Here is a 24,774-nt window from a genome sequence, read left to right as displayed (position 1 = left end):
TTGGATCATGAAGAGCCGGTGCGAGCCCGGCTGCGGTCCGGCGGTTGACGTCGCGCTGCCGCCGGGCTCAACGGGGCCCACGCCGCCGCCGAACGTGCCGAACGTCAGGTGGCGAGGAGGCCGCGGGCTTCCGCGAGGAGTTCGAAGGAGCGCAGCCAGGCCTTCCGGTCGGGGGAGGCCGAAACGGTGATCAGCTCGTCGGCCTGGAACTTCTCGGCGAAGCGGTGGAGATAGTCCGTCACCTCGGCCGGGGTGCCGATGGCGGAGTAGGTGGCCATCTGGAGGATCTGCTGCCCCGCGGGGGAGGCGAGGATGCCGTCCGCCTCCTCCGGCGTGAACTTCCGGCCCCGGCCGAGCAGCAGGCTGACCCGGCTGCGCTTCATGGCCAGGAAGTGCTCCTGCGCCTCGGCCGTGGTGTCGGCCGCGAGGACGTTGACGCCGGCGATGACGTACGGGCGATCAAGCTGCCGGGACGGCTTGAACTCGCGCCGGTAGAGCGAGACGGCGTCCTGGAGCGCGTTCGGCGCGAAGTGGGAGGCGAAGGCGTACGGCAGCCCGAGTGCGGCGGCGAGCCTGGCTCCGAACAGGGAGGAGCCGAGGATGTACAGCGGCACGTCGGTGCCCTTGCCCGGCGTCGCGTCGACGCCCGGGATCCGGGACTCGCCGGTCAGGTATCCCTGCAGTTCCAGGACGTCCTGCGGGAAGTCGTCCGCGGCCATCGGGGTGCGGCGCAGGGCCCGTGCGGTCTGCTGGTCACTGCCCGGCGCCCGGCCGAGACCCAGGTCGATGCGCCCGGGATGCAGCGTTTCGAGGGTTCCGTACTGCTCGGCGATGGTCAGCGGGGAGTGGTTGGGGAGCATGACGCCGCCGGCTCCGAGGCGGATCGTCCGGGTGTGCGCGGCCACGTGGGCGATGAGGACGCCGGTCGCCGAGGACGCGATGGTGGGCATGTTGTGGTGCTCCGCGTACCAGATCCGCCGGTAGCCCCACTCCTCCGCGCGCTGGGCCAGGGTCACGCTGGCCCGCAGGCTGTCGGCGGCCGTCTCTCCCTCGCCGATGTACGCCAGATCAAGGATGGAGAGCGGAGGAGCCATGGGGAGCAAGCCTTTCGTCGCGGGGAGGGAGGAGCGCGCCCCCCTTCGAGTGCTGTTCAACGGCGCCGGCGCTGCGGTTATTTCAGCGCCGTGCACCGGGCGGGGCACTGGGATCCACCGCCCGGTTGTCCGCAAGGATGGTTAGGGATATTGTTGACAATTTCGTAACTAATTAAGTTGGCGACTCGGGTGCCGTTCCGGTGGACTGTTGGCGATCAAGCGGACGGCCGGGCCGGGTCGCCGTCTCGCCGCGTCCCTGCTCTCCCGCGGAGTGGTGGGGCTCGTGACGGACGCCGGTGTGCGCGACATCGCCGCCCTGCGAGAGATGGGGTTCCCCATCTGGGCACGCGCCGTCTCGGCGCGGGGCACCGTCAAGGCCACCCCCGGGTCCGTCAACGTGCCCGTCGTCTGCGGTGGTCAGGTGGTGCGGCCCGGCGACGTCGTGGTCGCCGACGACGACGGGGTCATGTGCGTGCCCGCCCGGTCGGCGGCGGAGGTGCTGGCCAGGTCACGGGCCCGGATCGCGGCCGAACACGACAGGCGCGCGGCCCTGCGGTCCGGCGTGCTCGGCGTCGACATGTACGGCCTGCGCGAGGTGCTGACCCGGCTGGGCGTCGAGTACGTCGACGAACACCCCGAGGGCGCCCTGTGAAACCGCGCGTCGCCTTTCTCGGACTCGGCGAGGCGGCGGCGCGCAAGTTGCTGCGCAGCATCGTGGTCAAGGGCCTGACCGCCCTGATGGTCGAGTCGCTGCGGGTGGCGGAGTCGCAGGGGCTGGGGCGGTGGTGCTACGACCATCTGGTCGACACCCTGACCGGGCTCGACGGTGCCGTGGTCCGCGGGCTTCTCGACGGCACCGTGGCGCACAGCGTACGCCGCGTGGCCGAGATGGAGGCGGCAGCCTCGATGCGGAGGATCTGCCCGCCGACCAGGCCCGCCGCGACGACCTGCTGCTCCGGCTGATGGGCTCGCCAGACGCCGGGCAGGTCGACGGGATCGGCGGCGGTCACCCGCTGACGAGCAAGGTCGCGGTGGTGTCGCGCTCGGCCGATCCGCAGGCCGATGTCGACTGCCTGTTCCTGCAGGTGCAGGTCACCGAGGCCCGGGTCTCGGCACAGCAGACGTGCGGCAACCTACTGGTCGGCGTCGCGCCGTTCGCCATCGAGCGCGGACTGATCCCGGTGGACGGCGACACCACCCGGGTGCGCGTCCGGATCGTCAACGGCGACGGTGTGGCCACCGCCACCGTGGACACCCGTGACGGCCGGGTGAGGTACGCGGGCAGCACGCTCATCTCGGGCGTGCCCTTCGCCTCGGCGCCGGTGACCCTCGATTTCGAGGGTACGGAAGGCTCCGTGTGCGGCAGCCTGCTGCCCACCGGGTCGGTGCGGGACCGGATCGCCGGCGTGGAGGTGACCTGCGTCGACAACGGCATGCCCGTCGTGCTGATGGCGGCCGAGGCGCTCGGGGTGACGGGATACGAGTCGCCCGCCGAACTGGAGGGCGACGCAACGCTGAGGGCGAAGGTCGAGGAGATTCGCCTCCAGGCGGGCCGGCTCATGGGACTGGGCGACGTGCGCGCGACCACGGTGCCCAAGATGTCACTGGTGGCCGCCCCCCGCGACGGGGGCGCCATCTCGACCCGGACGTTCATCCCGCACCGGGTCCACACCTCCATCGGAGTGCTGGGCGCGGTCTCGGTCGCCACCGGGATAGCGGTGAGCGGGCCGCCGGGAGACGTCCTGCGGATCGAGCATCCGACCGGCTTCTTCGACACCTCGATCGAGGTGTCGGGCAGCGGAGCGCGGCTGCGCGTGCACCGGTCGGGGGTGCTGTGCACCGCGCGCAAACTCTTCGACGGCCTCACCTGGCCGCGCCAGACCTGACCACCGGCCCGCGGTCGTGATTTCCAGTACGAGGCCGCCGTGGGCCCCACCTACCCCGAGGAGATCCGATGCGGTCAGAAGCGTTCCGCGACATCGCCCATGTGGGATCCGTCGAGCTTTTCACCTCGGTGCCGGAGGAGACCCGCGACTTCTTCGTCGACCTGATGGCGATGAAGGAGGTCCACCGGGAGGGTGACTCGATCTACCTGCACTCCTGGGACGACTACGAGCGGTACACGGTGAAGGTCACCGGCAGGGATCGCGCCGGCGTCGGCCGTACGTTCCTGCGGGCGGCCGGCCCGCAGGCCCTGCGGCGCAGGGTCGAGGCCATCGAGGCGGCCGGCTTCGGCGCCGGGTGGAGCGAGCGACGGTGAGGTCGCCGCCATCTGGTACTCGGTCTGCGACAAGTCCTACGACATCGTCTACACCGCCGACCGGCGCGGCGCGCGAGGGCGCCTGCACCATGTGGCGTTCGCGACCGACACCCGGGAGGACATCCTGCGGGCCGCCGACGTCTTCCTCGAGGCCGGCATCCACATCGAGACCGGTCCGCACAAGCACGCCATCCAGCAGACGTTCTTCCTCTATGTCTGGGAGCCCGGCGGCAACCGCGTCGAGCTGTGCAACGCCGGTGCCCGGCTGATCCTGGCCCCCGACTGGGAGGTCGTCACCTGGACCCAGGCAGAGCGCGCCAAGGGGCAGGCCTGGGGGCTGAAGACCATCGACTCGTTCCACACCCACGGCACCCCCGTGATCGAGTGACGCGCCCGGCATCCCCGGAGGCCCGAAGGCGTACAGATCATGTCGCCGGCTTCGGAACCTATAATGTTGACGCCTTCAGTTGCCGCCCTACGGTGACCGAAACGGGAGGAAGGTCATGGGAGCGGACGATCTCCAAGATCTGGTCGCGAAGATCCGCCGCTCGGTGCTGACCGGGCAGTTCGCCGCAGGGCAGCGTCTCATCGAATCCGAGCTGTGCGACTTCTACCAGGTCAGCCGGTCCACCGTGCGGCAGGCGCTGCGTGAACTCGTCGCCGACGGCCTGGTCGAGGTGCAGCGCAACAAGGGGGCACGCGTCCGCACGATCTCCACCGCCGAGGCGGTGGAGATCACCGAAGTGCGGATGGTGCTGGAGGGCCTGCTGGCGGCGAAGGCGGCGGAGCGGGTGACACCCGAGCAGGCCGAGAGACTGCTCGGGATCAAAGAGGCGATGCGCGAGAGGGTGGCGGCACACGACCCGCTGGCCTACTCGGATCTCAACGCCGCACTGCACGCTCTCATCCAGGAGATCGCGGGGCAGTCGACCGTCCGGAACATCCTCGTCCGGCTGCAGGGCCAGCTCGTCCGTCACCAGTTCCGGCTGTCGCTCCAGCCCGGGCGGTCCGCCGTCTCCCTCGATCAGCACGAGAGGATCGTCGATGCCATCGTCGCCGGTGACCCGGCCGGCGCCGAGGCCGCGATGCGGGCACACCTACGTGACGTGATCACGCAGATCTCGCGATTCCAGAGCCCCGACGTCGACATGGCGGTGCTCGCCGAAGCCTGATCCGGCACGCACATCCCAGGCCTGTTCCCGGTGTCCAGGCCCGTTTCGGCATGCCCACGCGAAGGTTCGCCCAAACTGCTCACAAGCTTGGTTCTTTGTTTGGTGAAAAAATCGTTGACAATCGCGTACATGATTTACAGCGTCATCCTCATCAAACGGACAAAGAGTTGACATGACCACCACACTCATCGGCGCCGCCGCGCGCCCCGAGACCCCGACCGCGCTGCTCGACGTACGTGACCCGCGCAAGGTGTACGGCGGCGGGAACCGCAGCGTCGAGGCGGTCCGCAACCTGACCTTCAGCATCGCGCCCGGCGAGCCGGTCTGCATCGTCGGCCCCTCCGGGGCGGGCAAGACCACCCTGCTGAGATGCGTCGCCGGGCTGCTGGACACCGCCTCGGGCGAGGTGGTGCTCGAAGAGGTCGCCGTCGACCTGCCGGACGATCGCGACCAGCTCACCACCCGCTCCCTGCCCCGCTTCGCCGAGCTCCGGGCCCACGTCTACGAGCTCATCCAGCGCGCCAAGCGCGGCGACCGCCCCGCCGGCTGAGCGGGGCGGCACACTGTGCCCCAGACGGTGTCTTTTCGGCCGCGGTGACCGGATGGGGGTCCGGGCGGACGCGGTGGGCGCACGCGGCGGGCAAGGAGATCCACGCACCATTCCGGACCGGCCGCAGACAGGGCTCTGAAACTTTCATCGGGTTCGAAACCCGTTCGGTGAGGTCAGAGGCCGGGGCGGCCCTAATTCAGGGGCTCCGACGTGCAACAAGCTGTACACACGGGTGAAACATCCGGACTATGGGAGCGCTCCCACCATCGTCCTGGAGATGATCACGCATGAGAGTCAATTCGCGTCGCCACGCCTGGCGTAATCGGGCGGCGACCACGGCGGCACTGCTGGTGGCCGCCGCCGGCCTTGCCACCGGGCAAGCCGCCACCGCGCACGCCGCAGTCGCCTGCGACGTCGCCTACACGACCAACGACTGGCAGGGCGGCTTCACCGCGAGCGTGACCGTCAAGAACCTCGGTGACCCGCTGAACGGCTGGACCCTCGGGTTCAACTTCCCGACGACCACCCAGCAGCTCACCCAGGGCTGGAGCGCCACCTGGGCGCAGAGCGGCCAGGCCGTCACCGCCAAGAACCTGGACTGGAACGGCAACCTGGCCACCGGCGCCTCGACCAGCATCGGCTTCAACGGCAGCTGGTCCGGTACCAACCCCAAGCCGACCGCCTTCACGATCAACGGTGTGACCTGCGGCGGGACCACCCCCGGAAACCAGCCGCCCACGGTCAGCCTGACCAGCCCCGCCTCGGGCGCCTCCTACCAGACCGGTGCCGCCGTGCCGCTCACGGCGACCGCCAGTGACGACGGCGCGGTCAGCAAGGTCGAGTTCTACGTCGACGGCACGCTGGTCAACACCGACACCACCGCCCCCTACTCCTACTCCGCCACGGGCCTGGCGGCCGGTTCCCACACCGCCAAGGCCAAGGCGTACGACAACGCCTCCCCGGCGCTCTCCACCGAGACCGCCGCGGTCCCCTTCACCGTGGCCGGCACCTCGACCCCGTCGATCGTCGCCTCCCCGACCTCCGTCAGCGTCCCCGAGGGCGGCTCCGCGACCGTCGGTTTCAAGCTCAGCCAGGCACCGAGCGGCAACGTCACGGTCAACCTGAGCAAGACCGGTGACAGCGACATCACCATCTCGCCCTCCACGCTGAGCTTCACCACCGCCAACTGGAACACGGCGCAGAACGTGACGGTCTCGGCTGCCCAGGACGCCGACCAGACCAACGGCACCGCCACCATCACGGCCGCCGCCAGCGGCCACACCGGCGCCACGGTCACCGCCACCGAGGCCGACGACGACGGCGCCCCGCCGGTCGGCCACGTCGACAACCCGTACACCGACGCCACCGGTTACGTGAACCCCGACTGGTCGGCCAAGGCCGCAGCCGAGCCGGGCGGCAGCGCGGTCGCCAACGTCTCCACCGGTGTGTGGCTGGACCGCATCGCCGCCATCGCCGGCTCCTCCTCGGCCATGGGCCTCCGCGCCCACCTGGAGGAGGCGCTCCGCCAGGACGCGGCCAACGGCAGCAAGCCGCTGACGATCCAGTTCGTCATCTACAACCTGCCCAACCGGGACTGCTCGGCGCTGGCCTCCAACGGTGAGCTGCTCATCTCCGAGAACGGCCTGAACCGCTACAAGACCGAGTACATCGACCCGATCGCCGCGATCATGGCCGAGCCCAGGTACGCGAACCTGCGGATCGTGTCGATCGTCGAGATCGACTCGCTGCCCAACCTGGTCACCAACCTCAACCTGGCCAAGTGCCAGGAGGCCAAGGACAGCGGCGCCTACGTCAACGGCGTCCGCTACGCCCTGGACAAGCTGCACGCGATCAGCAACGTCTACACCTACATCGACGCCGGTCACCACGGCTGGCTCGGCTGGGACACCAACTTCGGCCCGTCCGCCGACCTGTTCGCGACCACCGTCGCCGGCACCGTCAAGGGCTTCGACAGCGTGGACGGCTTCATCACCAACACCGCCAACTACTCGGCGCTGAAGGAGCCCCACTTCACCATCAACACCCTGGTCAACGGCCAGAGCGTCCGCCAGTCCACCTGGGTCGACTGGAACTTCTACGTCGACGAGCTGTCCTTCGCCCAGGCGTTCAGGAACACGCTCATCCAGAAGGGCTTCAAGTCGAACATCGGCATGCTGATCGACACCTCCCGCAACGGCTGGGGAGGCTCGGCCCGCCCGGCCGCCGCCAGCACCTCCACCGTCGTGAACACCTTCGTCAACGAGTCGAGGGTGGACCGCCGGATCCACGCCGGCAACTGGTGCAACCAGAGCGGTGCCGGTCTGGGCGAGCGCCCGCAGGCCAGCCCCGCCGCCGGTCTGGACGCCTACGTCTGGATCAAGCCCCCGGGTGAGTCCGACGGCTCCAGCAAGGAGATCCCGAACAACGAGGGCAAGGGCTTCGACCGGATGTGCGACCCGACCTACACCGGCAACGCGCGCAACGGCAACAACATGAGCGGTGCCCTGGCCGACGCGCCGATCTCCGGCCAGTGGTTCTCCGCCCAGTTCCGTCAGCTGCTGCAGAACGCCTACCCGGCGCTCCCGTAGTCCGCTGATCCCGGGTCCCGCCCCCGCGGGACCCGCCCTGCGAAGCTCCGCCGCCCCCGCCGGGGGCGGCGGAGCCGTTCTCTTTTCCGGCAGGGGCGGATATTGGGATGCGGGGAAGCGGCGGGTCGGGCAGCATGAACGGTTGGGGCTTCACACGGGGGCCTTCGAAGGGCACGCGTGAGCCGTCAGGCGCGGGCCGAAAGTATCCTGGGTTTCAGTATGGGAACGCCTCCTTTGACATCTCCGCTCTCCGAGTTGCACACGCGCCTGCCCGAGCTCACGCTCCGTGACCAGCGGCGGCTACGACGCAGGCTCGACGGGGCTCGCAAGGTCAGAAACCGGGCCGCGCAGCAGAAGATCACCGTCGAGATCACCGCCGACATCGAGCGGGCCGAGCGCCGGGTCGCCCGACGTCGCGCCGGCGTTCCCGCGATCACCTATCCGGAGGCGCTGCCGGTCAGCCGGCGCAAGGACGACATCCTGGAGGCGATCCGCGACAACCAGGTCGTGATCGTCGCCGGTGAGACCGGATCGGGCAAGACCACCCAGCTGCCGAAGATCTGCCTGGAGCTCGGCCGGGGCGTCAGAGGGCTGATCGGGCACACCCAGCCCCGCCGGATCGCCGCCCGTACCGTGGCCGAGCGCGTCGCCGAAGAGCTCGACACCCCGCTCGGCGACGCCGTGGGCTACAAGGTGCGCTTCACCGACCAGGTGAGCGACGGCACGCTCGTCAAGGTCATGACGGACGGCATCCTGCTGGCCGAGCTGCAGAACGACCGCGACCTCGACCAGTACGACACGCTGATCGTCGACGAGGCGCACGAGCGCAGCCTCAACATCGACTTCATCCTGGGCTATCTCAAGCAACTCCTGCCGCGCCGCCCCGACCTGAAGGTGATCATCACCTCGGCGACCATCGACCCCGAACGCTTCTCCAAGCACTTCGGCGACGCGCCGATCGTGGAGGTCTCCGGCCGGACCTACCCCGTTGAGGTGCGTTACCGGCCGATCGCCGAGGACGACGACCAGATCCAGGCGATCGGCAGCGCCGTCGACGAGCTGTGCGCCGAGGGACCCGGCGACATCCTGGTCTTCCTCAGCGGCGAGCGGGAGATCCGCGACACCGCCGAGGCGCTCGCCAAGCGCAAGGACGCCGAGATCCTGCCGCTGTACGCCAGGCTGTCCGCCGCCGAGCAGCACAAGGTCTTCCAGCGGCACACCAGGCGCAGGGTCGTGCTGGCCACCAACGTGGCCGAGACCTCGCTGACCGTGCCCGGCATCAAGTACGTGGTCGACCCCGGATTCGCCCGCATCTCCCGCTACAGCCACCGCACCAAGGTCCAGCGCCTCCCCATCGAGGCGATCTCCCAGGCCTCGGCCAACCAGCGCAAGGGCCGCTGCGGCCGGGTCTCCGACGGCATCTGCATCCGGCTGTACGAGGAGGACGACTTCGTCACCCGGCCGGAGTTCACCGACCCGGAGATCCTCCGTACCAACCTCGCCTCGGTCATCCTGCAGATGACCTCGATCGGCCTGGGCGACATCGGGGCCTTCCCGTTCGTCGAGCCGCCTGACCAGCGCCAGGTCAGGGACGGCTACGACCTGCTCCAGGAACTGGGCGCCTTCGACCAGGGGCGGCAGATGACCCCGCTCGGCCGCAAGCTGGCCGGGCTCCCCGTCGACCCGCGACTGGCCCGCATGGTGCTGGAGGCCGACCACAACGGCTGCGTCCGCGAGGTCATGGTCATCGCCTCCGCCCTGTCGATCCAGGACCCGCGCGAACGTCCGGCCGACAAGCAGCAGGCCGCCGACGACAAGCACCGCCGGTTCGCCGACAAGGAGTCCGACTTCGTCTCGTACCTGAACCTGTGGAACTACCTGCAGGAGCAGCAGAAGGAGCTCTCCTCCAGCGCGTTCCGGCGCCTGTGCAAGGCGGAGTTCCTCAACTACCTGCGGGTCCGCGAGTGGCAGGACGTCTACGGCCAGCTGCGCCAGATGTCGAAGACCCTCGGCGTCGCCCTCAACAGCACCCCCGGCGACGAGCAGAAGATCCACATCTCCCTGCTCTCCGGGCTGCTCTCCCACGTCGGCGTCAAGGACATCGACAAGAAGACCGCGGAGCCCGGCGCCCGCCGCGGCACGAACGAGCCGCGCAGGCCGATGACCGAGTACATCGGCGCGCGCAACGCCCGGTTCGCGATCTTCCCTGGCTCCGCGCTCGCCAAGAAGCAGCCGCTCTGGGTGATGTCCGCCGAGCTGGTGGAGACCTCCCGGCTCTGGGCCCGGGTCAACGCCAAGATCGAACCGGAGTGGGTCGAACCGCTCGCCGCGCACCTGATCAAACGCACCTACTCCGAGCCGCACTGGGAGAAGAAGCAGGGCTCGGTGATGGCGTACGAGAAGGTCACCCTGTACGGGGTGCCGATCGTGGCCCAGCGCAAGGTCAACTACGGCCGCATCGACCCCGAGCTGAGCCGGGAGCTGTTCATCCGGCACGCCCTGGTCGAGGGCGACTGGGAGACCCACCACGCCTTCTTCGCCGAGAACCGCAAGCTCCTCGAAGAGGTCGAGGAACTGGAGGAGCGGGCCAGGCGCCGCGACATCCTCGTCGACGACGAGACCCTGTTCGACTTCTACGACCAGCGCGTTCCCGCGGACGTCGTCTCCGGCCGGCACTTCGACTCCTGGTGGAAGAAGGCCCGCGCCGACCAGCCCGACCTGCTCAGCTTCGAGAAGTCGATGCTGATCAGCGAGTCGGCCGGCGACGTCAGCCAGCGCGACTACCCCGACGTGTGGCGCCAGGGCGGCCTGCGCTTCCCACTGACCTACCAGTTCGAGCCCGGCACCGACGCCGATGGCGTCACCGCGCACATCCCGCTCGCGCTGCTCAACCAGGTCAACGTCGAGGGGTTCGACTGGCAGATCCCCGGGCTGCGCGAGGAGTTGCTCACCGCGCTCATCCGCAGCCTGCCCAAGAACATCCGGCGCAACTTCGTCCCCGCCCCCAACTACGCCAAGAAGGTCCTGGAGCGGGCCGAGCCCACCCAGGAGCCGCTGCTCGCGGTGCTGGAGCGCGAGCTGCTCAACCTGACCGGCTTCCAGGTCTCGCGCGAGGACTGGCAGCCGGACCTGGTCCCCGACCACCTCAGGATCACCTTCCGGGTGACCGACGGCCGCAGGCAGAAACTGGCCGAGAGCAAGGACCTGGCCGACCTCAAGCGGCGTCTCGCCCCCAAACTCCGCCAGACCCTCTCCAAGGCCGCCGACGGCCTGGAGAGAACCGGCCTGACGGGGTGGACCGTGGGCGCGCTGCCCAAGACGTTCGAGCAGCGCAGGATGAAGGCCTATCCGGCGCTCGCCGACGAGGGCGCCACCGTGGCCGTACGAATGTTCGAGACCGAGGCCGAGCAGCGCCGGGCCATGTGGGAGGGCACCCGCAGGCTGCTGCTGCTCAACACCCCGTCCCCGGCCAAATGGGTGCTCGGCCGCCTCGGCAACCAGTCCAAGCTCGCGCTGAGCCGGAGCCCGCACGCCGGTGCCGTCGCCCTGTTCGACGACTGCATCGCCTGCGCCGCCGACCACCTGATGAACGAGTACGGCGGGCCGGTCTGGGACGAGTCCGCCTTCACCGCCCTGCACGAGGCGGTCCGCGCCGAACTCTTCGACACCACGGCCGAGACGGTCGCTCGCGTGGAGAGCATCCTCAAGGTCTGGCACACCGTCTCGACGCTGCTGCCCGAGTCCCGCTCGACGCCCGCGATCGAGGACATCCGCGACCAGGTGGCCAACCTGGTCTATCCGGGCTTCGTCACCGAGACCGGCTACAAGCGCCTGCCCGACCTGCTCCGCTATCTCAAGGGGGCCGAACGGCGACTGGAGAAGGTGCACGAGGACGCGTTCCGCGACGGGGAGCGGATGGGCAAGGTGCACGACATCGAGGACGACTACCACGAACTGGTGGAGAAGCTCCCTCCGGCCCGCCGCTCCGACGACGACGTCCGGCAGATCCGCTGGATGATCGAGGAGCTCAGGGTCAGCTACTTCGCGCAGACCCTCGGCACCCCGTACTCGATCTCCGACAAGCGCATCCGCAAGGCGATGGAGAAACTCTGAGCCGGTTCCCCGCCCAGGTGGGGGGCCGGCACTGACTGGCCCAGTCGGTTCGCCCCCCGATGAGCGGCTGTCGGCCGGCACCGCTGGGTCATCGAACGCACCATGCCCTGGCTGATGCCCTACCGGCGACCGGTCCGCCGCCACGACCGCTACGCCACCCTCGCTGCCGCGCTCATCTGCCACCGCCGACTGCTCGAACGCGGCAGTTGAGGCACGGTCCTAGCGGTCGGCCACGCATGTGCCGCCGACCTGGAGGGGCAGACCACGACCACACCGGCGCCGGCTTGCCGCGGGCTTGAACTCGGTCGGGACGCCTTTAGCATGATGCGTTGTGCGACATTGGGCCACGCGGACGCATATGGGTGGACGGGGAGACGATGAGTACAGACGATCGAATCGAACGGGCCAGGCTGGCTTGCCAACGGGCCGTCTTCGTCGGCGATGTCGATGCGCTGGACACAGCGGAGCGGGAGTTGAACATGGTCGAGGCCGATCTCGCCGTAGCACGCGGCCGGATCATGCAGGCTCGTTCTCATGAGCAGCGAACCGAGAACCCCGACGAACTGGCCTTGTTCCAGCGCGCCACCGAGCTCTATCAGGGGCTCGGCGACGTACGAGGCGAAGGCGAGGCGCTGTTCTGGGTCGGCACCTACCACCAGATGTCCATGCGGGACAACGACACCGCGGTTCCCTTTCTCAAACGGTCATATGAACTTGCGGCGCAGGTCGGCGACAAGCTCACGATGTCGTACGCGCTTCGACACCTGGGATACGCGGACCACGTCGCCGGCCGGCTGGACGCCGCGCATGAGCGTTTGGAGGAGTCGACGCGGCTTCGACGAGAGATCGGGCTCTTGCCCGGTGTTGCCGCGAACCTGGTCGGGCTGGCCTACGTCGCAGCCGCACAAGGCCGCCGTGATCACGCCTTGGCGCTGATCGAGGAGGCGGGTTCGATCGCCGACGCCAGCGGCGCCCAGGCCATCATGCGCCAGGTCGAGGAGGCGAGAACGCAACTGTAGACAGCTCGGACATGACCCGCTCAACGACCAGTCACCCCCAAATGAGACACGGTTTAAAGGAAGATCGAGGTGTCCAGGTCGAAGTCGACGGGGGAGGGGATCCGGAGCGGTTTGCCCATCTCGGTGTGGGTCATGGTCCGGTAGCTGCCGTCCTCGGGATCACTGAGGACGGTCACCGCGGGCGGTGAGGCGACGGGGTCGACGATCAGCATGATCGGAATGCCGCAGCCCGCGTAGATCCGGGGCTTCGTGGCGCGATCCATCTCCATTGACCCGGGCGAGACGATCTCCGCCACCAGGATCAGCCCCGAGGAGAGAATCTCCCGATCACCCCAGAGCGGAGCGTCCACGGGGACCAGGCAGTAATCGGGAACGATGGTGTCCCGTGGCCCTTCGATGCAGATGTCGACATCGCCGGAGAAACTCTCCCAGTCGTTCTTGCTCTCCACGGGGATCAGGGCTCGGCTGAGGCATCTTGCTATACGCGCGTGCCGGGGGGTCGCGGAAGGACTCACGATCAGGTTCCCGTCGATGACTTCGGCCCGAAGGCCGCGGATAGGGGGAAGGGACTCGAAGATCTCCCTCGGGGTGCGAGGTAGCGGACGGTCCTCCGGCGCGGGTGGCTGGGGCGCGGTGCGCGGCGCGGATCGCTGAGACGCTGTCATCGATTACCTCCAGCGTGGAGACCCGATCCTTCAGGGCCGGGAGGAAATACGGCACGGTGCCGCACTTCTGGGTGGGTGGTGTAGCCGTAGCCGTCGGCTCGCTGGAGCAGGTGAACGTGGCGGTGGCCGATGCCCTGCACGGTGCCGTGCCGGGTGGTGATGTTGAAACTGCCGGTGGTGCGGACCGCGACCCGTCCGGTGTGGACTCCGGCCTTCTTGCCGGTCGGGACGGTGGCGCGGACCAGGTCGCCGGTGGCGAACCCCTTGACCTGCTTGGTCCGGGGCAGTCGCAGCCGGGGGAAGCCGTAGCGGTCGGTGCGGGTACGGGCGTAGCTGCCACGACCGGTCGCCTTGACCACCAGGACCGTCGACGGCCAGGCGGTGACGCCTCCCAGGTGGCCGACGTGCAACGCGTCAAGGGTGTGCGACTTCGGCGCCCGGGTGCGGGAGCGGTTCCACTTCGTGCGGCCACCGGAGGAGGTGTGAACGGGCAGAGCGGTCGCCACCAGGGCCCGCCAAAGCTCCCACCTGGTGGTGTTGACGGCGGCGGCGTCTCGCAGCGGAGCCTTCGCCTGCCGGAGGATCTTCACCAGGAGGGCGGACCTGCCTTTGAGGAACTCCCTGATCGGGGTGGCGTTCTTGGCCTGGTTGCAGCCGACGCACGCCAGGGTCAGGTTACTGATCCGGTCCGAGCCGCCCCGGGAACGCGGGTGAATGTGGTCGAGGTTCAACGGCACGTCCTGCTTGGCGCAGTACGCGCACGCCCGGCCCCACTTGGCCAGCAGGTATTCGCGGACCTCGCACCCGGCGAGGGTGCTCTGCTGGTACTCCACCCCTTCGAGTGGCCGCCCGGCCGCCAAGGCGTGCGTGTCGAACGCGACCCGCTCCACGTGCACGGCGGTGACCGGCGCCCAGCGGGTGAGCCGGGTCACCCATGACATGGTGCCCTCGACGCGGTGTCGAAGCGATGGCGCCAGCCACCCCTTCGGCTTGGTGCGGTTGGAGAAACGGGGCGAGCGGTAGCGCAGGTTCTTACTGCGGCGCCGGCGCCGATACCGTGAGCGGGCGGCGAGTTTGTCGCGGATCGCCGCGCCCCGGTGGTCGAGCTGGATCGCATACCTCCCGGTCCGGCTCCCGTCGCGGTCGGTGAACACGGTCAGGCCGGTGTGCTTGGAGCCGGGGTCGATACCGACCTGTACGCCTGCCACGGTGGAGTCGGCTACCGACCGGTCCTTGAGGCGGATGACGAACGGTGTGTGGCGGTGAACCATCGCCCGCCCGGCCGCCAGCAGGCGGCGGGCGCGGGCGGGGTGGCAGGGGTCGAGCGGGTGGCCGCGGGCGTCCAGGACGAACACGACCGGGTGAACCTCACGGTTCGCTCCTTCAGACGCCGAGGCGCCCTTGGGGTGACGCCGGTGCGGCGGTGCGGCCGGACCGGTCTCCCCTCGCCCAAGTTGAACACCCGTTGCCTTGCGGCGTCCACGTCCCGTTTCGTCCCCGCCCCGGGGGGTGTCTGCTGACGTGGATTCGAGGGTCCGGAGCTGAGGAAGTACTCCGGAGTCGGTCTGCCGGCGTGTGTTCAACGTAGCCATCTGGGTCGCACCTCCAGTTCGTGATGGCTGGGGCTGGTCAACATGGGGCTTCAAGTGCGCGGTGCTGCACCTCAAGCCCCGGCCTTCAGACCGGGGTCGTTGACCACCATCGACCTGTATCCCTTCGTGTTCGAACATGCACTCTAAGTGTTCCATGGGGCGGTGTCGGCCTGGGAGAAAACCGCTGCGATCGCGGATCGATGCGGGTTGCGGTGCGATCGGGAGTGATACCGGTGCCGTTATCGGAATGCGGCCGATGCTCCGCGACCGGGTCCGTGAAGGAAGTCACCGAACGCCGCACATGCGGCGGCGCAGGGATCCCCCGCCCCCGGACCTTCGTTGTCCGATTCGGCCTCGATCTCTGTGGCTCGCGTCTTCGGCATCGGATAACGACACCGGACGTCGGTCTGAGGCGATTGGGCAACCGCGTCCCCTGGTGGGGAGGAGGTCAAAGGAAGATCGAGGTGTCCAGGTCGAAGTCGACGGGGGAGGGGATCCGGAGCGGTTTGCCCAACTGGACGCGGGTGACGGTCCGGTAGGCGCCGTCCTCGGGGTCGCTGAGCACCGTTGCCGTACCAGGGGTGGCGATCGGATCGACGAGCAGCATGATCGGCACCCCGCCCGTGGCGTAGATGCGGGGTTTGTCGTCGCGGTCGGTTCGGGCGCTCCCCGGGGAGACGACCTCGGTGACCATGATCAAACCGGAGGAGCGCAGTTCCAGGGCCCCCCAGCGTGGGCAGTCCGCGGGGGCGATGACGAAGTCGGGGATGAGGCTGTCTCGGGGGCCGTCGATGCAGATGTTCACTCCGCCCACGTGTGCGCGCCAGTCGCGCTCCATGACGACCGGCTGCAACGCGTAGGAGAGGAGGGTTGCGCTCCAGCTGTGCTCGGGGGTGCCCACGGGGCTCACGATCAAACTCCCGTCGATGACCTCGGCGCGGAAGCCGGGGGTGGGGGGCAGGGCTTCGAGGAGATCCCGTGCGGTACGGACGGGCGGCAGATCTTTCGGGTCCTTCGGGGAGAGGTGGCGGGAGGGGCGTCCTCGTGCTGTCGTCACCATCGTTATGTCTCCCTCCGTGTTCGATCAGGAACTCTAAGTGTGTCATGCGTGCCCTTTGGAGACGAGGCGTATTCCTTCTGGTGCTTCCCGAGGGGGCGGCCTCTCGTTTCCCTCGGCCGATATGGGCGACGTCTGACCCCCGGCCGTTCCAACCCGGCGGTTCACTCGTCGAACATCATGAGCCGGCCCGGCGGGGCGGTGGTGTCGATGTACGGACACGCTTGTACGAGGGCAATCGTTCGGGCCTGGTCCCGCCCGGTGCCGTTCTGCTGGTCCGGGCTAGGATTCGGACGGGCTCGGGAAGGGGGCGGCGTGGTCAAGGCGCTGGTGTTCGATGTGGGTGAGACGCTGATCGACGAGACGCGGATCTGGTCGCGCTGGGCCGACCGGCTCGGCGTCACCACCTTGACCATGCTCGGCGTGCTGGGCGGCATGGCCGCGCTCGATCGGTCGTTCGAGGACGCGTTCCGGCTACTGCGGCCCGGGTTTGACGTCGAGGCCGAGCAGGAGGCGTGGAAGCGGGACGACCCCGCCGGGCTCCGGGTGAACTTCGACGCCGACGACCTCTATCCGGACGTACGGCCCGGCCTGGCCGCGTTGCGCGGGCTCGGATACGAGCTGATCATCGCGGGCAACCAGCCGCCGCAGGCCTATGACGCGCTGGCCGCGATGGATCTGCCCGTCGACGCGATCCACACCTCAGACGGCTGGGGGGTGTCCAAGCCCGATCCGGGCTTCTTCGCGAAGGTCGTCGCGGTGTCGGGGCGCGAGGCCGGCGAGATCCTCTACGTGGGCGACCGGCTCGACAACGACGTCCGGCCCGCCCGCGCGGCCGGAATGTGGACCGCGCTGATCCGCCGGGGCCCGTGGGGTCACCTGCACGCCGCCCGCCCCGAGGCGGCCGAGGCCGACCACGTCATCGACGACTTCCCCGGCCTGGTCGCGGCACTGGGAGGCAGGGCCGTCGGTTGATCGCGGACCGCTCGCGGAGTAGGGGGCGGGGTCGTGCACATCAGGCCATGTGCCTACGCGGAATCGGCTACCCGGTCGTGGATACTTCGCGGAGCCGGACACATGGCTTCGACGGCGTCCTCGGTGAGGACACCGCGAAGGACTTCCCTAACGAGCCGGATCAGTCGGGTTCGATGTGGATGGCGCGCTCCTCGGCTGACAGGTCTCCGCTGTCGGGGCCGACATCCCGGGCGTACTCCTCGGACGTCTCGTCCGGGCCGAGGCCCTCATCGGGCGCCACCAGGCGGTCCTCCTCGCGTGGGGGCCGCCGTTCGTGGTTCGGGGCCTCACGCCAGAGACGTTCGTCAAGCGTGTCCTGATGTCCGGGATCGTCCGGAAGGATCTCGTGGTGAAGACCGAGGTCATCGGTCCACTCCTCGACTTCGACCGCCTGCTCGTCGCTTAGACCTTTACGGTCCGGGGGCATTTGACTCATATTCCGGGCTTACCCGTTTTACGTCCGAAAACCCACAGGTCAGAGCATGGCTCGGCGGCCGCCGAGCCATGCCGTGCCAGGCGGGTACGGTCACCCGTCGCCGAGCCAGACGAGGTCGGAGCCGAGCCGGTACGCGGCGCTTCGCGCGCTCGTCCACCGGCCGAATCCCCTGGTCGCGCCGACGGTGGCCGCGTCGCCGCCCGGCAGGGCCAGTCCGTACGCCACCACCCGCGCCGTGATCTCCTCGTCCTCGGCCTCCCGGACCAGCGCGAACACGCGGGGCAACCCTCCGGCCAGTGCCCGCACCTCCTCCCTGCTGAGCGGCGAATCGGACTGCCAGGACAAACCGCCCCCGCCGTCTCCGGTCTCGCCGCGCCGCGAGCCCATGCCGTGGTAAACAGTCGGGTGGTCGGAACCGTTGAAGTGCTCCATCTCGGGTGCTTCCTTCCGGCATCGGGACCGGGGCGGGCATGGCCTGTCAGCGAGGCCCGCCCCGGTCTCCTTCTCTTCCTTGGTGTTCTTACGACCACGTGACCGTCCCGTGGTCGGAGGCTGCCATTTCTCGTGCTCTCTGTGATCGGGTCGCTACGTTGGGTATAGTGACACACGGTTATCGAAGTTCACAAGCTGTATTTGCCAGGCTGGCGAAGCTCTGGCCTGTACAGCCCAGCCTGGAAGGTGGGTATGGCTGCTCCGAAGTGGGTGACTCTCCGCGCCCAGTGGCTCGGCCAGCAGCTCCGCGAGCTGCGTGAGGCCAACTCTCTGTTGCTTAAGGATGTGGCCGAGTATCTCCAGCGAGATCCGTCCACTGCGGGCCGCTTCGAATCGGGGGAGTATCCGATTCGACGTCCGGACCTGCTGGCCCTTCTCGATCTGTACGGTGTGGCCGACGGCAGGCGCCGCGAGAGCCTGATGAAACTCAGCCAGGAGGTCTGGCAGAAGGGCTGGTGGGACGGATACGCCAACGAGGTCGCCGGTGCGTTCGTCGACTATGTGTGGCTGGAGTCCCGCGCGGCCGAAATCCGCTCCTTTGACAACACACTGCTTCTCGGGTTGTTTCAGACGCAGGAGTACGCGCGGGCGGTGATCGCGGCGGCGGAGTTCGGTGCCGAAAAACAGCAGATCGAGCGATGGGTCGAGTTGCGTATGACTCGCCAGGAGATCCTCCGAGGTGACGACCCTCCGCGCCTGTCGGCGATCATCGATGAAGCGGTGTTGCACCGTGAGGTCGGTGGCCCGGAATGTCAGAGGGTGCAGCTACGCCATCTGATCGAGTGCGCCGCCCGGCCGAATATCGAGATCCGAGTGCTCCCGTTCAGTGCTGGTGCGCATGCCAGCCCGACAGGTGCTTTCCGAATACTGGCGATGAGGAATCCCTATCCTGAGGTCGCCTATGCGGAGACCCCGAAGGGCGCTATTTACGTGGAATCACCCGATGCTGAGAGCTTCGTGCTGACGTACGATAATTTGCAGAAGCTCGCCCTCGGCCCCGAAGACTCGGCCGAACTCATCTCCGCAATAGCGAAAGAAATGCGGTGAACGCGATGCAAGAGCACAGCAAGCCCAGCTCCGCTGAACTGGCCGGTGTGGCCTGGCACATCAGCACGAAGAGTGAGAACGGCGGCGGAAGCTGTGTGGAGGCCGGGCCGTTGGCGGATGGTAGTGGGCGGGTGGCGGTGCGGCACAGTCATCGGCCTGGTGGTGAGGTGATCGTCTACACCCGTGCCGAGTGGGAGGCGTTCGTAGGCGGCGTCAAGGATGGGGAGTTCGACTTCCCCGGCACGTGATCCCGACGGCAGAGAAGTTGTGGTGAACGCGATGCAAGAGCACAGCAAGCCCAACTCCGAGGATCTGGCCGGTGTGGCCTGGCACATCAGCACGAAAAGCGACAACGGCGGCGGAAGTTGCGTAGAGGCTGGGCCGCTGGCCGACGGTAGTGGGCGGGTGGCGGTGCGGCACAGTCATCGGCCTGATGGTGAAGTGATCGTCTATACCCGCGCGGAGTGGGAGGTGTTCGTCGGCGGCATCAAGGACGGGGAGTTCGACTTCCCCGGATGAACAGGGAGAGGGCGCGAGGCAACCGGCGCTTACGCTATATCGGCACCATCGGGAACAACGGCCGGCTTCAGACCCGCGCCGCAGCCCTCGATCTCCGCACCCTGATCAAGCTCGGTCTGTCGCAAGGGCCGGCGTCACCAGGGGCAAAGGAGCCGTGAGTGTGGGACGCTCTGCGGCATCGAGCGCCAAAGCGAGGTCGTTAACGGCGCCGCCGGTCTCATGCCTCGATCAGGTGTCCTGATTGCCCCGAATCAACGAGAGCGAACACCTGCGCGGGTAGCGTTCCGGGAATTCGGTGCCCCGCTTGCATCCGGCGATCATCCTGCTGTTGTCTGGGCCGCATGCGACAGGCCCCCCGGCTCCTCATCACCATCATGATCGCCTGGGTCGTGGCGGCTTGCACCGCCGATGCCCCGCCACCGAAAGCCGCTCCCTCGGCGAGCACAACCGCGCCTACGAAGATGTTCGTCGAACCGTCTCGCCCCCTTACCACACCAAGCCCACCGCCCAGAAGGCCGAAAGGATCATGGCAGCTGGTGCGCACCGCCCCCCGGGAATACACCGGGATTCTCCACGACCTGGCGGTCCGGCCGGACGGTGTCGTGTGGGCCATCGGCGAAGATACCGGCACGGCCTGGATGGGCCGGTTCGAGGCGGACGGCTGGCGGCAGGTGGAACTGCCCTCGGTCAAAGGACTCGGCCTGGCCACGACGATTGACGCCCGTGGAAACGTCTGGGCCTTCATCGGGTCACCCGACCACGGGTCGGAGTTGGACCACAGCTACGCCGCACGCTGGGACGGCAAGGCTTGGCAGGTCACCGACCTCGGTCCGGGCCTGTTCGTCCAGGACGCGGTCACGGTGGGCGAGGAGATCTGGTTCCTGGCCAAGCACGGCCCGTACGACCCGGAAAGCCCTGCCGTGGTCAAGCGCCTGACCGGAGGAATCTGGGTGGACACCAAGGTGCCGATCCCGGCGGAAGGGCTCGACGGACAGGCCCCCGGCGAGGTGTGGGCGGTCGGCCGAGGCCGGGAGCGCGTGGACACCGGCCCGGAAGATCGGCAGCCGACCGCCGCCAGGTGGAACGGCCACAGGTGGGAGACGGTGCCCCTGCCCCCGCTGGAACAGCTACCACAAGATGGCCGCGCGATCTTCTGGGACGTCCTGGTACGCGGCCACGGACAGGTGTGGGCCGCCGGCGGGATCTTCGGCAGCTCGGGCGAGGAGCAACCCGGGTCGCGGGCCCTGCTGGCCCGCTGGGACGGTCGCACCTGGCGGATCGAGGTGGAAGCCGACGGGGTTCTTGAGGGAGCTGGCTTCATGGAGATCGAGGCCGACGGCAGGGGCGGAGCCTGGCTCAGGGACTCCCACGACACCTACCTGCGGCACCTGGACGCGACGGGACGCACCATCCAGAGGCAACGCCTCGACGGCGGCCAGAACTGCAGCCAGAACATCACGGCCATCGCGCGAAAGCCGGAAACGACCATGCTGTGGGGAGCCGGAGCGTATGCGGACTGTTCGGGCGGCGTGTACCGCGCCGCCCTCTATCAGGTCGACTGAACTCGGGGGTCGAGGCGCGCCGTCCTCGGGGCTGGTCACGCTATCGGGGGGGTCAACACACAGAACTCATTGCCATCGGGATCGGCCATCACCACCCGACTGCCCCCACGCTGGTCGATGTCGATTCGAGTCGCTCCGAGGGAGACGAGACGGTTGACCTCCGCTTGCTGATCATCGTGCACAGGTGGAGCGAGGCCGAAGTGCAGCCTGTTCTTCCCTGACTTCGGCATCAGTGGCGGACCGCCCCACGTGATCTTCGGACCGCCGTGCGGCGAGCGGATCGCGGTCTCCTGGTCTTGGTCCCAGACCAACGGCCAGCCCAGCGCTTCGCTCCAGAAGTACCCGACCTCTTGCAAACCGTCGCACGCTAGCGCTCCGATGAATCCGCAGTCAGCAAGGAAGTTGTTGCCCGGCCCGATGACGCAGAACTCATTGCCCGCCGGTCACTCGTCCGACAGGTAGATGGGACGTCCTTCGTGCCGGGCGAGGCGGGCGGTGAGCAGGCGGGTGGTGATGTTCCCCGAAAGGAGGGTGACGGCGGTGTGCCACGGGAGGAACGCCACCTCGTCAAGCTCCTCGGCCTCCGGAGTGATCTGGTCGGCATCGCTCAGCACGCCGCCGTCGAACACGAAGCTGATCAGCGGGCGGGGGCGTTCCCCCGACGGCGGGCTCCAGTGGACCACGAGGAGGTCACCCACCTCGACGGGCACGCCGAGCTCCTCGGTCACCTCGCGCCTCGCGCACTCGTGGGGCGCCTCATCCTCCTCCACGACCCCACCGGGGAAGTCCCAGGTCGGCCGGTAGTTGGGCTTGACCAGCAGCACCCGGCCCTCGGGGTCGGTGATCAGCAGGCAGGCGCAGACGAACACGGTGGGCAGGGTGGCGTACCAGGTGACGGGGTCGAGGTAGGGCTTGCTCACTCTCGCCACGCTACCGCCGAGAGCCGTCCGTCCCCGGCAAGGCCCGCCGAGGCGTCATCGGTCGCTCACATCCGGAAGGCCGGGCGTCACCGCCGCCGCTCGGTCGAGTCTCCCAAGCCGGCGTGCTCCCCTCCTCGGCCCTCCCCAACGGCAGGTGCCCCGGTGGACGATCCTTCTGCTCAGCCGAGCTTCTTGACCAGCACCTCGAACTCCAGGTCGTCCCTGGTCGGCAGGCCGAAGCTCTCGTCGCCGTAGGGGAACGGGGCCGTCTCGCCGGTGCGGACGTAGCCCCGGCGCACGTACCAGGCCAGCAGTTCCTCGCGGAGCGAGATCACCGTCATGTGCATCTCGTCCACCCCCCACTCGTCGCGGGCGAGACGCTCGGCCTCGGCGAGGACCGCCTTGCCGAGGCCACCGCCCTGCAGCGTGGGGCGTACGGCGAACATCCCGAAGTACGCGTGCCCGTCCCGGCGCTCCACCTGGCAGCAGGCGATGATCTCGCCTTCCGACTCCACGACCAGCACCTGGCCGTCCGGGTTCAGCACCGCGGCGGCCACGCCCCCGGCGTCCGTCCGCTGCCCGCCCAGCAGGCTCGCCTCGCTCGTCCAACCGGCCAGGCTCGACTCGCCCCGGTAGGCCGACTCGACCAGGGAGACCAGGGGGACGACGTCCGCGTCGGTGGCGGCGCGGAAGGTCGGTTGGGCGGTCCGCGAGGGGCTGTTCATGCGTGTTGTCCTTCAACAGGGGATGGCGAGGCGTCCGATGCCGTGGAACGAATCTAATCGAGGGGGGCGCCGCTCACCCCGGTCAGGCCGTGGTGAGGGAGCGGTCGCGGTTGACCAGGGCGGCGTAGGGGCCGCCGGCGGCGAGGAGGTCGTCGTGGCCGCCGCGTTCGACGATACGGCCCCGGTCGAGGACCACGATCTGGTCGGCGTCGCGGATAGTGGACAGGCGGTGGGCGATGGTGATGGTGGTCCGGCCGCGCGACAGGGTGTCCAGCGCCTCCTGGACGGCGCGTTCGGTCTGGGTGTCCAGGGCGCTGGTGGCCTCGTCCAGGACCAGCACGGGCGGGTCGCGCAGCAGCGTCCTGGCGATGGCCAGGCGCTGCTTCTCGCCGCCGGAGAAGCGGTAGCCGCGCTCGCCGACCACGGTGTCGTACCCCTCGGGCAGCGAGGCGATGTGGTCGTGGATCCGGGCGGCCCGGGCGGCGGAGACGATCTCCTCGTCGGTGGCCGAGGGGTTGGCGAACCGCAGGTTGTCGGCGATCGAGGAGTGGAACAGGTAGGTCTCCTGGGAGACCACGCCGACCGTCTCGGCCAGGGCCTCGAAGGTCAGCTCGCGCACGTCCACCCCGTCGATGGTGATCCGCCCGCCGGTCACGTCGTACAGCCGGGGCAGCAGGTAGCTCAGCGTGGTCTTGCCCGAGCCGGTCTCACCGACCACGGCCAGGGTGGTGCCCGCGGGAACGACGAGGTCGATGTCCGACAGGGTCGGGGTCTCTCCGTAGGAGAAGTCGACGTGCTCGAAGCGGATCTCGCCGCGTACCGTCTTCGGCGTGTGGGTGCCGGGGTGGATGTCCACGGTCAGGTCCAGGTACTCGAAGATCCGGGCGAACAGCGCCAGGGAGCTCTGCACGTCGACGCCGAGCCGGAGCAGCGACACCGAGGGGCGGAACAGGTTCAGCTGGAGGGTGGTGAAGGCGACGACGGTGCCGATGGAGATCGCCGAGGTCAGTCCGGTGGCCCAGTAGATCATCGCGGGCATGGCCGCCATGATGATCTGGATGGTGGACTGCCGCCAGCGCCCGGCCATGCTGGAGCGGAGCTCCAGGACGGCCAGCTCGTCCGAGGCGGCGGAGAACCGTCTGGCGAGCTCGGGGCCCTGGCCCATCGTCCGGCCCAGCAGGATGCCGCTGATCGACAGCGACTCCTGGATCATCGACGACATGGCGGCCATCTTCCGCTGCCGCTCGGAGGTGATCTTCCTGCGTTCCCGGCCGACCCTGCGGCTGATGCCGACGAAGAGCGGGAGCAGCAGCAGCGACACCACGGTCAGCCGCCAGTCCAGCACGAGCATCGCGATGACCGTCGCGATCACGGTGGTCAGGTTGGAGACGATCGCGGCGGCGGTGGAGGTGACCACCAACTGCATGCCGCCGATGTCGCTGGCGATGCGCGACTGCACCTCGCCGGTCCTGGTGCGGGTGAAGAAGGCCATGGACATGCGCTGCAGGTGGCCGTAGACGGCGGTGCGCAGATCGTGCATGACGCGCTGGCCGACCCCGTTGGAGATCAGCATCTGGATGACGTCGAGCACGCTGGTGACGACGGCGACCGCGACCATGCCGAGTACGAGCAGCGTCAGCAGGCCGGTCCTGCCGTGCGGGATGGCGTCGTCGAGCACCGCGCGGAGCATGAACGGCGAGGCCAGCGAGACGAGCGAGGACAGTCCGATGAGGGCGCCCACGACGACCAGCCGGCCCCGATAGGGGCGGAACAGGCCGACGACGCGCCGCAGGGGCGCGCGGGGCTCGCTGTTCGCGGGGAGTGGTCCGTCTTCGGCAGGTGCCTCATCGCCGGGAGACGCCGTGTCTTTGGAAGGCGCTTCGTCCGCGCGGGGATCGTCGGTCATGTTAGGGGTTTCGTGCCGTTCGGCATTCCTGGTCTGTTCCGTC

Annotated in this window: 25 protein-coding genes; 15 read left to right on the top strand and 10 right to left on the bottom strand. The window is 68.7% G+C overall.

The window, feature by feature from the left end; genetic code table 11:
• Window positions 1-104 precede the first annotated feature (104 nt).
• Window positions 105-1,094 carry an LLM class flavin-dependent oxidoreductase gene (locus AB0K21_RS33610; protein WP_343962025.1) on the bottom strand — a complete coding sequence of 330 codons (990 nt, stop codon included), beginning with the start codon at window positions 1,092-1,094 and terminating at the stop codon, window positions 105-107.
• Window positions 1,095-1,302: 208 nt separating this feature from the next.
• Between AB0K21_RS33610 and AB0K21_RS33605 the strand changes: the two genes are divergently transcribed.
• From AB0K21_RS33605 to AB0K21_RS33560, 10 genes are all read left to right on the top strand, one after another.
• A complete protein-coding gene (locus tag AB0K21_RS33605) occupies window positions 1,303-1,746 on the top strand; it encodes a 4-carboxy-4-hydroxy-2-oxoadipate aldolase/oxaloacetate decarboxylase (RefSeq protein WP_364155690.1) in 444 nt (147 codons plus the stop codon).
• Window positions 1,743-2,057 carry a DUF1932 domain-containing protein gene (locus AB0K21_RS33600; RefSeq protein WP_343962029.1) on the top strand — a complete coding sequence of 105 codons (315 nt, stop codon included), beginning with the start codon at window positions 1,743-1,745 and terminating at the stop codon, window positions 2,055-2,057. Before AB0K21_RS33605 ends, AB0K21_RS33600 begins: the two co-directional genes overlap by 4 nt.
• Complete coding sequence (locus AB0K21_RS33595) at window positions 2,012-2,980, top strand: PrpF domain-containing protein (RefSeq protein WP_364155765.1); 969 nt, start codon at window positions 2,012-2,014, stop codon at window positions 2,978-2,980. The genes AB0K21_RS33600 and AB0K21_RS33595 overlap by 46 nt, the downstream gene beginning before the upstream one ends.
• A gap of 68 nt (window positions 2,981-3,048) precedes the next feature.
• Window positions 3,049-3,354 (top strand): hypothetical protein, encoded by a 306-nt coding sequence (locus tag AB0K21_RS33590; protein WP_364155688.1) that lies wholly within the window; start codon window positions 3,049-3,051, stop codon window positions 3,352-3,354.
• A 91-nt stretch (window positions 3,355-3,445) separates the two neighbouring features.
• Window positions 3,446-3,742, top strand: a complete 297-nt coding sequence (locus AB0K21_RS33585; protein ID WP_364155686.1) for a VOC family protein — start codon at window positions 3,446-3,448, stop codon at window positions 3,740-3,742.
• Between the two features lie 115 nt (window positions 3,743-3,857).
• Entirely contained in the window at window positions 3,858-4,526 is a 669-nt protein-coding gene (locus tag AB0K21_RS33580) for a GntR family transcriptional regulator (protein WP_364155684.1), read from the top strand.
• A gap of 172 nt (window positions 4,527-4,698) precedes the next feature.
• Window positions 4,699-5,076: an ATP-binding cassette domain-containing protein gene (locus AB0K21_RS33575; RefSeq protein WP_364155682.1), complete on the top strand. Its 378-nt coding sequence runs from the start codon at window positions 4,699-4,701 to the stop codon at window positions 5,074-5,076.
• 287 nt (window positions 5,077-5,363) lie between these two features.
• Window positions 5,364-7,664: a glycoside hydrolase family 6 protein gene (locus tag AB0K21_RS33570; protein ID WP_364155680.1), complete on the top strand. Its 2,301-nt coding sequence runs from the start codon at window positions 5,364-5,366 to the stop codon at window positions 7,662-7,664.
• Between the two features lie 219 nt (window positions 7,665-7,883).
• Window positions 7,884-11,777: an ATP-dependent RNA helicase HrpA gene (gene hrpA / locus AB0K21_RS33565; RefSeq protein WP_364155678.1), complete on the top strand. Its 3,894-nt coding sequence runs from the start codon at window positions 7,884-7,886 to the stop codon at window positions 11,775-11,777.
• A 377-nt stretch (window positions 11,778-12,154) separates the two neighbouring features.
• Window positions 12,155-12,796, top strand: a complete 642-nt coding sequence (locus AB0K21_RS33560; protein ID WP_364155676.1) for a hypothetical protein — start codon at window positions 12,155-12,157, stop codon at window positions 12,794-12,796.
• A 53-nt stretch (window positions 12,797-12,849) separates the two neighbouring features.
• On the opposite strand, the gene AB0K21_RS33555 is transcribed toward AB0K21_RS33560, so the two are convergent.
• The 3 genes from AB0K21_RS33555 to AB0K21_RS33545 form a co-directional block, all read right to left on the bottom strand.
• Window positions 12,850-13,461 carry a Uma2 family endonuclease gene (locus AB0K21_RS33555; protein WP_364155674.1) on the bottom strand — a complete coding sequence of 204 codons (612 nt, stop codon included), beginning with the start codon at window positions 13,459-13,461 and terminating at the stop codon, window positions 12,850-12,852.
• A complete protein-coding gene (gene iscB / locus AB0K21_RS33550) occupies window positions 13,458-14,816 on the bottom strand; it encodes an RNA-guided endonuclease IscB (RefSeq protein ID WP_364155672.1) in 1,359 nt (452 codons plus the stop codon). The genes AB0K21_RS33555 and iscB overlap by 4 nt, the downstream gene beginning before the upstream one ends.
• 685 nt (window positions 14,817-15,501) lie before the next feature.
• Window positions 15,502-16,113 (bottom strand): Uma2 family endonuclease, encoded by a 612-nt coding sequence (locus AB0K21_RS33545; protein WP_364155670.1) that lies wholly within the window; start codon window positions 16,111-16,113, stop codon window positions 15,502-15,504.
• Between the two features lie 312 nt (window positions 16,114-16,425).
• On the opposite strand from AB0K21_RS33545, the gene AB0K21_RS33540 reads away from it, so the two are divergent.
• Window positions 16,426-17,085, top strand: a complete 660-nt coding sequence (locus tag AB0K21_RS33540) for an HAD family hydrolase (RefSeq protein ID WP_364155668.1) — start codon at window positions 16,426-16,428, stop codon at window positions 17,083-17,085.
• A gap of 160 nt (window positions 17,086-17,245) precedes the next feature.
• On the opposite strand, the gene AB0K21_RS33535 is transcribed toward AB0K21_RS33540, so the two are convergent.
• Both AB0K21_RS33535 and AB0K21_RS33530 read right to left on the bottom strand, forming a co-directional pair.
• A complete protein-coding gene (locus tag AB0K21_RS33535; protein WP_350923572.1) occupies window positions 17,246-17,551 on the bottom strand; it encodes a DUF5709 domain-containing protein in 306 nt (101 codons plus the stop codon).
• 99 nt (window positions 17,552-17,650) lie between these two features.
• Entirely contained in the window at window positions 17,651-17,992 is a 342-nt protein-coding gene (locus tag AB0K21_RS33530) for a hypothetical protein (RefSeq protein ID WP_364155666.1), read from the bottom strand.
• A 252-nt stretch (window positions 17,993-18,244) separates the two neighbouring features.
• On the opposite strand from AB0K21_RS33530, the gene AB0K21_RS33525 reads away from it, so the two are divergent.
• The 4 genes from AB0K21_RS33525 (at window position 18,245) to AB0K21_RS33510 (ending at window position 21,180) form a co-directional block, all read left to right on the top strand.
• A complete protein-coding gene (locus tag AB0K21_RS33525) occupies window positions 18,245-19,099 on the top strand; it encodes a helix-turn-helix transcriptional regulator (RefSeq protein ID WP_364155664.1) in 855 nt (284 codons plus the stop codon).
• 5 nt (window positions 19,100-19,104) lie between these two features.
• Entirely contained in the window at window positions 19,105-19,347 is a 243-nt protein-coding gene (locus AB0K21_RS33520; RefSeq protein ID WP_364155763.1) for a DUF397 domain-containing protein, read from the top strand.
• A gap of 31 nt (window positions 19,348-19,378) precedes the next feature.
• Entirely contained in the window at window positions 19,379-19,618 is a 240-nt protein-coding gene (locus AB0K21_RS33515; RefSeq protein ID WP_364155761.1) for a DUF397 domain-containing protein, read from the top strand.
• Window positions 19,619-20,154: 536 nt separating this feature from the next.
• Complete coding sequence (locus AB0K21_RS33510) at window positions 20,155-21,180, top strand: hypothetical protein (RefSeq protein ID WP_364155662.1); 1,026 nt, start codon at window positions 20,155-20,157, stop codon at window positions 21,178-21,180.
• A gap of 35 nt (window positions 21,181-21,215) precedes the next feature.
• On the opposite strand, the gene AB0K21_RS33505 is transcribed toward AB0K21_RS33510, so the two are convergent.
• The 4 genes from AB0K21_RS33505 to AB0K21_RS33490 all read right to left on the bottom strand — a co-directional run bounded on the left by AB0K21_RS33505 (window position 21,216) and on the right by AB0K21_RS33490 (window position 24,731).
• Window positions 21,216-21,560 (bottom strand): VOC family protein, encoded by a 345-nt coding sequence (locus tag AB0K21_RS33505; RefSeq protein WP_364155759.1) that lies wholly within the window; start codon window positions 21,558-21,560, stop codon window positions 21,216-21,218.
• A gap of 63 nt (window positions 21,561-21,623) precedes the next feature.
• Window positions 21,624-22,100: an NUDIX hydrolase gene (locus AB0K21_RS33500; protein ID WP_343962065.1), complete on the bottom strand. Its 477-nt coding sequence runs from the start codon at window positions 22,098-22,100 to the stop codon at window positions 21,624-21,626.
• 179 nt (window positions 22,101-22,279) lie between these two features.
• On the bottom strand, window positions 22,280-22,825 hold the full coding sequence (locus AB0K21_RS33495; protein ID WP_364155660.1) for a GNAT family N-acetyltransferase: 546 nt from the start codon (window positions 22,823-22,825) through the stop codon (window positions 22,280-22,282).
• Window positions 22,826-22,907: 82 nt separating this feature from the next.
• Complete coding sequence (locus AB0K21_RS33490; RefSeq protein WP_343962070.1) at window positions 22,908-24,731, bottom strand: ABC transporter ATP-binding protein; 1,824 nt, start codon at window positions 24,729-24,731, stop codon at window positions 22,908-22,910.
• Between the last annotated feature and the right edge of the window lie 43 nt (window positions 24,732-24,774).

It is taken from the genome of Streptosporangium sp. NPDC049248 (assembly GCF_040678965.1).
Lineage (GTDB): Bacteria > Actinomycetota > Actinomycetes > Streptosporangiales > Streptosporangiaceae > Streptosporangium > Streptosporangium fukuiense.
This window is presented reverse-complemented; position numbering and strand designations above follow the sequence as displayed.